The sequence below is a fragment of the Streptomyces sp. A1136 genome, from assembly GCF_004795055.1.
Taxonomy (GTDB): domain Bacteria; phylum Actinomycetota; class Actinomycetes; order Streptomycetales; family Streptomycetaceae; genus Streptomyces.
The window spans coordinates 262,701-274,377 of the sequence record NZ_SSBJ01000001.1; the positions used below are offsets into that span (position 1 = coordinate 262,701).

At 71.1% G+C, this 11,677-nt stretch carries 8 protein-coding genes; 2 read left to right on the forward strand and 6 right to left on the reverse strand.

Translation table 11 applies throughout. From position 1 onward, the window contains the following. The first annotated feature begins 128 nt into the window (after positions 1-128). Positions 129-1,034 (forward strand): LLM class flavin-dependent oxidoreductase, encoded by a 906-nt coding sequence (locus E6R62_RS01235; RefSeq protein WP_136210422.1) that lies wholly within the window; start codon positions 129-131, stop codon positions 1,032-1,034. 79 nt (positions 1,035-1,113) lie between these two features. Here the strand turns inward: E6R62_RS01235 and E6R62_RS01240 are convergent, their stop codons facing one another. The 3 genes from E6R62_RS01240 to E6R62_RS01250 form a co-directional block, all read right to left on the reverse strand. After that, positions 1,114-4,176, reverse strand: coding sequence for a tetratricopeptide repeat protein (locus tag E6R62_RS01240; RefSeq protein ID WP_136210425.1), 3,063 nt, complete (start codon positions 4,174-4,176; stop codon positions 1,114-1,116). Continuing rightward, the gene (locus tag E6R62_RS01245; RefSeq protein ID WP_136210427.1) at positions 4,173-6,041 is read right to left on the reverse strand and encodes an HSP90 family protein; all 1,869 of its coding nucleotides are present in this window, start codon (positions 6,039-6,041) and stop codon (positions 4,173-4,175) included. The genes E6R62_RS01240 and E6R62_RS01245 overlap by 4 nt, the downstream gene beginning before the upstream one ends. A gap of 122 nt (positions 6,042-6,163) precedes the next feature. After that, positions 6,164-6,703: an RNA 2'-phosphotransferase gene (locus E6R62_RS01250; RefSeq protein ID WP_136210429.1), complete on the reverse strand. Its 540-nt coding sequence runs from the start codon at positions 6,701-6,703 to the stop codon at positions 6,164-6,166. 133 nt (positions 6,704-6,836) lie between these two features. Between E6R62_RS01250 and E6R62_RS01255 the strand changes: the two genes are divergently transcribed. Further along, positions 6,837-7,691 (forward strand): aquaporin, encoded by an 855-nt coding sequence (locus tag E6R62_RS01255; RefSeq protein ID WP_136210430.1) that lies wholly within the window; start codon positions 6,837-6,839, stop codon positions 7,689-7,691. A gap of 90 nt (positions 7,692-7,781) precedes the next feature. Here the strand turns inward: E6R62_RS01255 and E6R62_RS01260 are convergent, their stop codons facing one another. The 3 genes from E6R62_RS01260 to E6R62_RS01270 form a co-directional block, all read right to left on the reverse strand. Then, complete coding sequence (locus E6R62_RS01260) at positions 7,782-8,714, reverse strand: MerR family transcriptional regulator (RefSeq protein WP_136210432.1); 933 nt, start codon at positions 8,712-8,714, stop codon at positions 7,782-7,784. Positions 8,715-8,897: 183 nt separating this feature from the next. Continuing rightward, on the reverse strand, positions 8,898-10,670 hold the full coding sequence (locus E6R62_RS01265) for an SDR family oxidoreductase (protein WP_136210662.1): 1,773 nt from the start codon (positions 10,668-10,670) through the stop codon (positions 8,898-8,900). Between the two features lie 5 nt (positions 10,671-10,675). After that, a complete protein-coding gene (locus E6R62_RS01270) occupies positions 10,676-11,566 on the reverse strand; it encodes a M24 family metallopeptidase (protein WP_240801419.1) in 891 nt (296 codons plus the stop codon). Positions 11,567-11,677: the final 111 nt, after the last annotated feature.

Below are 11,677 nucleotides of genomic sequence, written 5' to 3' on the forward strand. Positions count from 1 at the left end.
GTCACCACGGGCCGACGGCGTTGTTTCACGTGAAACAACGCCGCGGCTGATGTTTCACGTGAAACATCAGCAGGTGGCCGGGCTCCGAGGTGCGTGGTTGGCGCGTGGGGCACCGTACGCTCGAACGTATGAGTCTGCGTTTGAGCACTGTGATCCTCCCGGTACGGCCTTGGCACGAAGGAGGACGTGACCAGTGGGTTCGGGCCGAGCGGCTCGGTTTCCACACCGCCTACACCTACGACCACCTGTCCTGGCGGACCTTCCGGGACGGCCCGTGGTTCGGGGCGGTCCCCACTCTGACCGCGGCGGCTGCCGTCACCGACCGGCTGCGCCTGGGCACACTCGTCACCTCACCGAATTTCCGGCACCCCGTGACCCTCGCCAAGGACCTCATGTCGCTGGATGACATCTCCGGTGGCCGTATCACCCTGGGTATCGGCGCCGGCGGGAACGGCTTCGACGCGACGGCGCTGGGCCAAGAGCCGTGGACGCCGCGAGAGCGGGCCGACCGCCTGGCCGAGTTCGTGCCGCTCTTGGACCGGCTGCTCACCGAAGGGGCCGTCACCCATCACGGCGACTTCTATTCCGCCGAGGAGGCCCGCAACATCCCGGGCTGCGTACAGAGGCCGCGCCTGCCCTTCGCGGTCGCGGCGACCGGCCCGCGGGGTATGAAGCTCGCCGCCCGGCACGGTCAGGCCTGGGTGACGACCGGCGACCCGAAGCTGGAGAAGGACGGTACGGCCGAACAGTCGCGAGAGGCCCTGCGGGGGCAGCTGGAGAAGCTGGACAAGGCCTTCGCCGACACGGGGCGTGATCCTGCCTCGATGGAGAGGATCCTGCTCACCGGCTTCACACCGGAGGGCAGCGCGGTCCTGGACTCCGTCGACGCGTTCGTGGACTTCGCGGGCCGCCACCAGGAACTGGGTTTCACCGAGCTGGTCATCCACGCGCCCATTCCGGACTCCGACTTCGCGGCCGACGAGGCCGTCTTCGAGCGGATCGCCACCGAGGCACTCGCCCAGCTGAACGCCTGAGCCGGGAGGGCCCCGTCCTCCCCGCGCTCCGTCTGCCCCGCGCCAATGGGCGGCGGGGCAGACGGAGGCGGAACGCGCGTCAGGACAGCAGGCCTGCCACGATCCGTTCGGCCTGCGGCACCACCCACTCCGGGACGTCGCCTTCCGGCAGGGCCCGGATCTCATCGATCAGGGCCGAGATCCGGGCGGCGCCCGCCTGGGGGCGGCCCAGCTCGTGCTCGGTCCACGCGGCGTTGTTCAGGCACTGGAGCCGGTCCTGGATGTGGTCGGCGCCCAGCTCGGCGTAGAGACCGGCCGCCCGCTCCCACAAGAGGATCTCTTCCAGCCGTAGGGCCTCGGCCTCGGGGGCGTCCAGTGATCCGGGAGCCGGAGCGGCGACGGCGTCGCCGGATAGGCCCGCTTCACCGGGTTCGTCACCGGCTTCGTCGGCGGCTTCCTCCCGCGAAGTGACCCAGCGGTCCAACACCTGCGCCAGCTGATGCCAGGTCTGGGCGAGCTCGGCCCGCAGCTCCCGGGCCTGAGGATCGACGGCGAGGGCGCAGGCCAGTACGTTCGCCGCCTCCTCCATCCCGGTGCGGGCCGCTGTCACGGCCGCCTCGGTCACGGCCGAACGCAACCCCAGCCAGGCCAGCGAGCGCAGGATGCGTACCTCGGCGACCGGCGCGCCGCCTGCCTGCCGGTGTAGCTGGAGGGCCCGCTCGTAGGCGGCGACCGCCTCGGGCACCAGGTCGGCTGCGGATAGCTGATCGGCGGCCGACTGGGCGAAGCCCGCTTGGGGACGAAGGTCCTCCCAGCCCTTGGCGATCTCCGCCGCCCGCAGGTACTGCTCCGCCGAGGGCCGCCATTCCCGCAGCTCGCGTAGGAGATCACCCAGGAACTCGTGAGCGGCGACGGCCTGTCCCTCGCCGTGCTCCAGCAGATCCGGCAGGGCCGACTGCAGCACTTCCGCGGCATCTGCGGTTCGGCCGGTACGGGCGTACGAGCGGGCCAGCAGCAGCCGGGCCTGGGCGCCACCGTCGGAGCTCAGTCCGGCCTGGTCGAACCAATGGGCCGCCGTGAGCGCGTGTTCCGCGGCCTCCTCCACCCCGCTCTCTCCCGCACCTTCCGGCGTGTTCGCGCGGCGCAAGAGGATGTCGACGAGCGTGAGCCGTACGACGCCCTGGGTCTCGGCGTCGGTCACTTCCGCGGCGTGCTCCCAGGCGGAACGCGCCGCTTCCTCGGCCTCTTCCAGGCGGTCGAGTGACGACAGCACACCGGCCCGCAGGACCAGCGGATCCACCGCGATCCAGGGACGGCCCGCGTCGATCCCCCGCCTCGCGGCGGAGACCAGCAGGGGCAGGGCGCGCTCCGGTTCCCCCTGGGCCAGAGCCACCCGGCCCAGCAGTTCCTCCGCCTCGGCCACCAGATCGGGAAGCGTCTGCGCGTATGCGGCGACGAAGGAGGTGAGTTCGGCCGACAGCTCGCCGTGCCCGTGCTCCGCACCGGGCGCGTGGTCGTGTCCGGCGGTCCGAGCCGGCTCTTGGACCGAGCGCAGGTACGAGTCCACACGGATCGAAGCCAGTTCCACGAGGGCGATCCGGCGGGTGCGCAGGGGGTCCGTCGGATCGAGTGCCTCGGCGGCCCGCATGGCCAGTCCCAGCGACTCCTTGATCTCGGCCGGATCGGCCCCCGACTGCGCTGCGACGGTCGCCAGCCGCAACTGGGCGAGCGCGGCCCGCTCAGCCTCCCCGAGCGCCCGGTACCGGTCGCGAACGGCGGTCAGGAGTTCCGCTGCGTCGTCGGCGCCGCAGCGCGCGGCCGCCAGTGCCCGGTGATCCGCCACATCGGCCGAGATCAGCGGGTCCACCGCGTCCGCCGGGTGGGCGTCCACCAGGGCCGCCACCCGCGTCCAGAGCGCGTCGGCAGCCGGGTGCCCCTGATCGCGCGCCGCCCGGGCGCGGTCGACGAGTCGGGTGAGGTCGCCCGAGCCGGTCTCCACCGGGGCCGCCGCGGGGGCGGGTGCGGAGCCGGTCGATGTCGTGGAAGGCAGGGCAGGGCTGCGCACACCGAGCGGAAGCAGACCGACCAGCGGCTCCCGCCCGATCCGGGTGAGGAACCGGTCGGAGATCCGGGTCGTGCCATTGCGTGCGTCGAAGCGCCGGGCGCTGTCGAGCGAGCCGGCGAGGAGGCTGTCGTACAGCTCCGAGACGGTGTGCGGTACGCCGTCGTAAGGGACGGCCGGGCTCTGACCGTGGCCCAGTTCCCTCAGTCGACGCAGCAGTACGAGCACACCGCCGTGGAACACCAGTTGGTCGCGGTCGTTCGCCGGCGGCCCCATGTGGGTGGCGTGTTCGGCGAGGATCTCCAGCCCGCGCGACTCGTTGCCCGTCAACGCGCAGAACTCGATGTGCCTGCCCACCGAGGGCAGCAGGCTCTCGTTGCCCCGGACCAGACGGTAACCGCGCAGGTGGTGGGAGCGAGCCTCATCGAACCGCCCGAGGCGCAGCAGCGGAAGCAGCGAAACGGCGAGGACCCGGTGGGGTTCCTCGGCGCAGACGCGCTCCCCTGCCAGCACGTACTTCCAGACGTCCAGGGCCTGGGCGTCATCACCGCGCAGAGCGGCGTACTGGCCTTGGCTGTTGTCCTCGCAGGCCTGGCAGTCGCTCATCCGGTCGCGTTCGGCGCCGCGCCAGGCACGGAAGGCGCGTTCGGCCCGCTCGTCGTCACCGGTCACGTCGGCGAGCCACATCTGCGCCTCGCGTACGGGACGCTCGCTGTAGCCCGCGATCCGGTAGCGGCGCTCCATGTCGTCCAGCCAACCGGCCGCGGACTCCAAAGGGATGTCGGGCGAGTTGCCGATGGCGGTGGCCACCCACTTGAACTGCCAGAACAGCGAATGAGTGGCGCTCTCGGAGAAGGATCCGGGGTCCTTGTCGTACTCCTGGAGCAACCGGGCGAAGGGCACCAGCAGCTTCGGGGACTCGGCGCTGTAGAGGTAGGCGTTGATGAGGTTGTCCAACGCCGCTCGGAACAGGGCCGTGTCCCCGCTCGCCTCGGCGGCGCCCGCCAGTGCCTCGGCGTGCGCGTTGCGGCCGGCACCCCCGGGTGCGCGACGGTTCTCCGCCAGGCCCCGCTCGATCTCCTCGCGTGTCGGCGTCGTCACTTCTGGCCCTCCTGGGCGTCGTGGGAGTGGGTCGCCCATTCCAGGAGCCCGAGGAACGCCCGGTTGAGCAGCGCCGAGTCGGCGGGGCGCAGCGGCCGCTGGGACATCAGGAGTGCCTGCCCGTACAGCGACTCGACGGCGGTGCCGGTGAGCGTCTCGTCGGGGAGACCGGCGATCCGGCGGATCAGCGGGTTGTTGTGGTTCAGGACGAGGCGGGCGCGTGGTGCGGAACCGCGCAGGGCGCCGAGGATGCCGGTCCAGAGGGAATCGGCGCTGTCCAGGGCCGCGGTCCGGTCGCGCTCCTGACGTGCCTGCCGGTCGTCCAGGTAGAGCGCGGGGACGGCGACGGGCTGGAAGGCGCGCAGTACCACGTCGCAGCCCTGTGGTTCGAGTCGGGTGCGCGCGATGGAGAGGAAGGAGGCGAGGGAGAGTTCGACGGCGGTCGGGACGGGATCGAGCCGCTCGGTGACGGCTCCGGCGTCCAGCTCCGTGACCTTCAGTTCGGGTCGTACGGCGGGCAGGAGGGCCAAGAGGTCCGCGTCGTAGGTGTAGCCGGCGTTGATGACGCCGAGTCCGTGGGCCGCCGCGATGGGGGCGATCTGGCGGAACTCCTCGACGGTGCGGGTGAAGTGGATCTCGCTGTGCGCGGCCGCGAACTCCTCCAGGCTCATCGAGCCGTCGCTGGTCTCGAACGGCAGCCAGGGGAGCATCAGGCCGAGCAATTCGGCGTCGTGCCGGGCCAGTGATTTCACGCCGAGGTGGTGGACGCCCAGGAACGCGGCCAGCCTCTCGGGTTCGCCGGCCGCCAGCTCGGCGAGCCAGGCCCGGACGCGGGAGCCCAGCGCTTCCCGCACGGCGGCCAGGGTCTCGTCGTCGTACAGGTTCTCGCGGGAGGCGGTGGGGCGCAGCGTGTCGGTGTCCAGGACGACCCGGACGAAGAACGCCCAGTCTGGCAGCAGGTTGCTCGCCTGGTCGGTGAGCAGCATGCCCTTGAGGTGGACGCGGTGGCCGGACCTGTGCGCGGGACTGGTCGGCTCGGGAAGGACGTACGCGACGCCGCGCACGCCGGCGACCGGCAGGTCGAGGTCGATGCTGTCCAGCGGGGTGAACCCGAAGAGCCGGGCGCAGTGGCCCGCCAGCGCGACCCGGCGTGCCGCCGGGGTCGCGTAGGGGCGGTCCCACACGGCGGGCCGGTCGGTGACGGAGCGCGGCTCGTCGTCGCGTCCGGCCCGGAAGGTGATGTCGTAGGGCAGCAGCGAGCCGTAGTCGCGTGCGAGCTGTTCGACCTTGGCCGGCGTCATCCATTCCTCGGCTCCGTGGCGGGCGCGGAGCACGACGGTGGTGCCGGGTTCGTGCATGGCGTCATGGTCCAGCTCGCGGACGGTGTAGGAACCGTCGTCCGTGGCCAGCCATTCGACGGGTCGCGCGGTCAGGTCGCGTGCGGAGCGGGTGACGACACGGATCTCGGTGGCCACGACGAAGCAGGCGAGCAGACCGATCCCGAACTGTCCGAGGAAGTCCTTGCGCGCCGTTTCCAGGCCGTGTTCGCCACCGCGCTTGGAGCTCCTGCCGATGGTGGCGAGCAGGGAGTGCGCCTCGGCCGCGGTCAATCCGATGCCGCTGTCCGAGATGCCCACCGTCCCGTCCGCGGCCCACAACCCGATGCGGACGTCCGCGTCCGGTTCGATGGCCTGCCGCGCGGTGACGGCGTCCACGGCGTTCTGCATGAGCTCGCGCACGTAGACGCGCGGGCTGGAGTAGAGGTGGTGGGAGAGGAGATCCACCAGCCCGCGGAGGTCGACCTGGAAGCTGTTGGCGGCCGGCTCCGGCGGGACCGTCGACGGTGGCGGGGTCGTGGACGTCATGCAGCGTCACCTCGTGTGCTCGCGTGAGTGGTTCGGCGATCGCGAGGTGCCCCCCTCACCGATCCCGGAAGTGAGGAACAGGGTAGGGGGATGATCTGACAATCTCCGCGTGAATTCCGCGGCTACCTGAAGCGCAGGAACCGCGGTGGCACCGCGTCGACCAGCCAGACACCGTTGGCGCTGAGCCGGAAGACGTGCCCGGCCGCGCGCATCGCGGCAGCGTCCACGGAGAGCACGACCGGCCGTCCGCGCCGGGCGCCCACCCGGGTCGCCGTCTCCCGGTCGGCCGAGAGGTGGACGTGGTGGCGGGCCATCGGCCGCAGGCCTTCGGAGCGGATGGCGTCCACGGCGTGTGCCACGGTGCCGTGGTAGAGGTAGGCGGGCGGCTCGGCCTCCGGCAGGTCGAGGTCCACCGTGACGGTGTGGCCCTGGTTGGCCCTGATCCTGGTTCCCTCGACGGCGAAGCGCTGTTTGTCGTTCGTGGCGACGACGTGGTCGAGCTCTGCCCGGCTGACGGGGAATCCATGGGCCGCGGCGGCTTCGAGCAGTTCGTCGATCTCCACCCAACCCTGCGGGTCGAGCACCAGTCCGATCCGTTCCGGCTGGTGCCGCAGATGTTTCGAGACGTATTTGGACACCTTCACGGTGCGTCTGTCGTCCATCGTCCCAGGGTGCCGCCTGGAGGGCGGTGCGAGCAGCGATTTTCCGCCGGTCCGTTGAACTCCGACGCCCCCTATCGCGTTTCCAAGATACGGAATAGATTTTCCGATTAACCGCTTCCCAGGGGGAGAATCCATGACGATCGATGCTTCACTGCCGCGCCGCGCCGCAGCCGAACTCATCGGCACGGCCGCACTGCTCGTGGTGGTGATCGGCTCCGGGATACAGGCCACGGCCCTCAGCCGCGACACCGGTGTCGCTCTCATCGCCAACTCGATCACCACCGCCATCGGCCTCGGGCTGATCATCACCCTCTTCGGTCCGCTGTCCGGTGCCCACCTCAACCCGGTGGTCACCCTCACCTCGTGGTGGGCGCGGCGGTCCGGTGGTGACGGGGTGGGTGGCCGGGACGTCCTCGTCTACGCCGTGGCGCAGACGTCCGGAGCCATCGGCGGAGCCGTCCTCGCCGAAGCCATGTTCGGCAGGGTCCCGGGGACCTTCGCCACCCAGGTCCGTGGGGGTGGTCACCTGCTGATCGGCGAGATCGTCGCCACCGCGGGGCTGGTCCTGGTCATCCAGGGGCTCGGGCGAGTCGGTCGCCCGCGGCTGATCCCGGCCGCCGTGGCCGTCTACATCGCCGCGGCGATCTGGTTCACGTCCTCGGGCTCCTTCGCCAACCCGGCGGGCACCGTCGGACGGGCCTTCAGCGACTCGTTCACCGGGATAGCGCCGCAGTCACTGCCCGGGTTCGTCGCAGCCCAACTGCTCGGCGGGGCCCTCGGTCTCGGGCTCGCCGGACTGCTCTACGGAGCCGGGCGCGAAAGCCGGCGCGGAGACGGCGAAGCGGCGCGTCAGGCCGCCCCCTCGAACCTCCCGGACCCCGCCCACGGCCTGGCGGCAGCCGCCCCCGGCCCTTCGCGGAACCCTGAACCGGCCATGCCCGTGGCTGATATCCCCCGCCCGAACGCAGCTGATTCGGTCTCCATATGAGCCCTCGTCCCCGTTGCCCACAGGTAGGGCCCCGTTGTCCACAGCCGGTTCGGCGGGTTTTGGCGGCAAGAGTGTGATTCGCCCTGTGGACTACTGATCGAGTACTACCGGCCGTCCACCCCGACCGGCCAGCTCGTTCATCGTCCGGGCCTGGAGTTCCCGCTCCGTGGCGGCCCGGATGAACTCCGCCACGTGTGCGGGACCCACCAAGTCCCGCACCGCCCGCACCGTCTCGGAGGGCAGCGGCACCGGGGACGGCTCCGATGACGGTGCCGTCCCGGTGGCGCCCAGGTGCTGCTGAAGGTGCCGGGTCGCGAAGAGCCGCATCGCCCGCGCGAGCTCGGCGTCCACCGTCTGCTGGGCCAGCGGACGCAGTCTCCGTACCATCGTCGCCGCCGCGGCGGCGTCCGCGTCCGTGGGCGGGACGTGCCCGAGGTAGCGGCCGAAGACGTGCTCCGTGGTGAACTCCAGGAACCGCGAGGCGATGTGTTCCACCTGACCGCGCAGCTCCCGCAGGTGTCCGGTGATCGCCGCCAGCGGCACCCCCGCCGCGTACAGCTCGGCGGCGACCGCCAATTCCTGCGGGGAGGGCACGAGGAACTCGTCGGGCCGCCCCGGGATGCGCTCCAGCACCCCCAGCTCGCACGCCTCCCCCACGGCGTCGTCGTCCGGCCGGCCCCCGAACCGTTCGTTGAGTTCGGCCCGACTGATGCGCGCGGCCTCCTCGTCGGTCCACGGCCCGTGCACCTCCGCGACCAGACCCAGCACACCGCCCAGCCCGCGCCCCGCGTCCCAGGCCTCCAGTAGCTCCTTGATAGAGGCCAGGGTGTAGCCACGATCCAGCAGGTCCGCGATCTGACGCAGCCGCGCCAGATGGGTGTCGCGGTAGACGTTGGACCGGCCGCGCCGCTCCGGCTTGGGCAACAGCCCGCGGTCCTGGTAGGCGCGGATAGTGCGGACCGTTGCCCCGCTGTGGTGTGCCAGATCCTCGATCCGGTACTCGGCTGGCGCCTGATCGGACAATCCCGGCTCCCTACGACATGGCGGCTCGGCCGGCCGCGCCCGCCGCGGCCCGGGCGGCAGGTGATGCCACCAGGCGCTCGACCGCCGTACGCGGCGAGCCCTCCTGCGAGGGATGGTACGACCGGCGCAGGTCGCCGGGTATGGCCGTGCGGGGCTCTTCCCGGCGCCACGGCCCGGCCCGGCTCACAGCCTCGGCTCCAGCTTGGCGATCCGCCGCAGGGTCCGAGGCGCGAAGCGGGACATCCACAGCGCGCCCTTGGACTCGGGGGTCACCGGCACCACGGCCTGGTTCCTCACCACGGCGAGCAGGATCGCGTCGGCGACCTTCTCGGGCGGGAAGTTGCGCAGTCCGTACAGTCGCGAGGATCGCTCCTGTCGCCGCTTCTCCTCGGCCGCGTCCACTCCCGCGAACCGAGAGGTGGTGGTGATGTTGGTGTTCACGATGCCCGGGCAGATCGCCGAGACGCCGATCGACTTCGACGCCAGCTCGGCGCGCAGGCACTCGCTCAGCATCAGGACAGCCGCCTTCGAAGTGCTGTAGGCGGGCAGCGTCTTGGAAGGCAGGTAGGCGGCGGCGGAGGCGGTGTTGACGATGTGACCGCCCTGGCCGCGATCGGCCATCTGCTTCCCGAAGATCCGGCAGCCGTGGATGACGCCCCACAGGTTCACGTCGAGGACCTTCTTCCAGTCCTCGGCGGTCGTTTCGAGGAAGGGGCCGGACAGCCCGATTCCGGCGTTGTTGACCAGGACGTCCACGATCCCGTATTCGGCGGCGCTCCTCGCGGCCAACTTCTCCATCGCCTGCTCGTCGCTGACGTCGACGCACTCGCCCCAGGCTTGGGGAGCGCCCACCAGGCGGGCCATCTCTGCGGTACGCGCCGCTCCCTCCCCGTCCCGGTCCACGCACACCACCCGGGCCCCGGCTTCCGCGAACGCGAAGGCGGTGGCCCGCCCGATGCCGCTGGCGGCGCCGGTGACCAGCACCAACTGCCCCCCGAACCGGTCCGCGTACTTGCCCGGCGCCTTCAGCTCCGGCGCCCGCGTCGCGGGCTCCTCCGTGGCGGTGACGAATTCGCCGATCCAGGCTGAGATTTGGTCCGGACGGGTGCGGGGTACCCAGTGCTGCGCGGGCAGTGTCCGCCGCACGAGGTCCGGCGCCCACAGTTCGAGGTCGTCGTAGAGCCGCTCCGAGAGGAACACGTCCCCGGTCGGGATGATCAGCTGGACCGGTACGTGGGCGTACGCGTCGGCGCGCGGACGGCGAAGACGCGCCCGTACGTTGTCGCGGTAGAGCCAGGCCCCGTGCGCCGCGTCCGAGGTCAGCGACGCGGTCGGGTAGTCGCCGGCCGGGACCTTCTCCACGCGCCGGAGGATGTCCGGCCACCGCTTGCCGAGCGGTCCGCGCCAGGCCAGTTCCGGCAGTACGGGGGTGTGCAGCATGTACACGTACCAGGACTTCCGACCCTGGTTCAGCAGTTGGGCCACCCGCCTCGGGGTGGGACGCGCCGTCCGCTTCTTGACCCAGTGCCCGAAGTGGTCGAGGGAGGGTCCCGACATGGAGGTGAAGGAGGCGATCCGACCCTCGGTACGGGCGACCGTCGCGAACTCCCAACCCTGGACCGAGCCCCAGTCGTGCCCCACCAGGTGCACCGGTCGCTCCGGACTCACCGCGTCCGCCACGGCCAGGAAGTCGTCCGTCAGCTTCTCCAGGGTGAAACCGCCCCGCAGTGGCACGGGGGCCGTGGAGTGACCGTGACCTCGTACGTCGTACAGCACCACGTGGAAGCGCGTGGCCAGCCGCTCGGCGACCTCCGACCAGACCTCCTTGCTGTCCGGGTACCCGTGCACGAGGATCACGGTCGGCCGGTCCGCCTCGCCGAGCTCGACGACGCAGAGGTCGATGCCGCCGGTGCGTACCCGCCGCTCGCGCGCGCCCGCGAGGCCCGCTCCGTTCATGCTGCTCATGCCGCCTTCTCCTCAGCCCAGCGCCGCACGTGCGGCAGATCGTCGTCCAGCCAGAAGGCGCTCTCCTCGGGGTCCCGGGAGTCTGTGACGACCAGGATCTCCTCGAATTTCGCGCCGGTGCCCCGGAAGCCCACATGCGGCTCCACCGCCCATAGTCCGGGCTGCGGTGGGTGGTCGGAGAAGTGGTACGGGCTCCACAGCGGCGACCAGCCCTCGCGATGGCCGTGCAGGGCGTCGCTCGCCAGGCCCTTGAGGGACTGGGTGCCGAATCCGAAGGCGGTGGGCGACCAATGCCGCTCCTTGACCCGGTCCACCTTGTGCGCGATCACGCCGAAGGGGTAGGCACGGTGCCGGTTGGCGTAGCCCTGGCGGGTCATGAGCCGCTCGACGTTCTCGTAGATCTCGCGCAGCGGGCGCCGCTCGCGCACCTGCTCCAAGATCAGCTCGCGATGGGGTCGCAGATCGGACATCAGCCGGTCCTGGACGGGGTTGAGTCCGAGGCTGCCCGAGTAGCCGATGTCGGCCGCGTACCCCCGGTAGACCGGGGCCATGTCGAGGATGAACGGCATCCCCGGCTCAAGCCTGCGGTTCGTCGGGAAGAACTGTAGGGGGATCTTGAAGTTCGCGAAGGCGGTGCGGTCCCCGAACCAGGCGAACGGCATGTGGAACCAGTCCCGCACCCCGCGCTCACGCAGCCACTCACGCTGCATCCGTGCCGCCTCGCGCTCGGTGACCCCGGCGCGCAGTTGCGCCGCCACCGTCTCCGCGCATTCGTAGGCGAGGCGTTGGACCTCCCGGAACCCGCGCAGTTCGGTGGCGGCCCCGAGCGGCGGGCGCGCGGTGAACGCGGCGCCCTGCGTCGTGCGTTGCGTGGAATCCCCAGCCATGCCAGCCGTCCGTCCATAGAGCCGTACGCGCCCGTAACTTGACACTGATGAATGTGACAATGACCGGAGGTCACGTCAAGGGGCCGTGCACAAGCCTGTGGATAAAGTTCG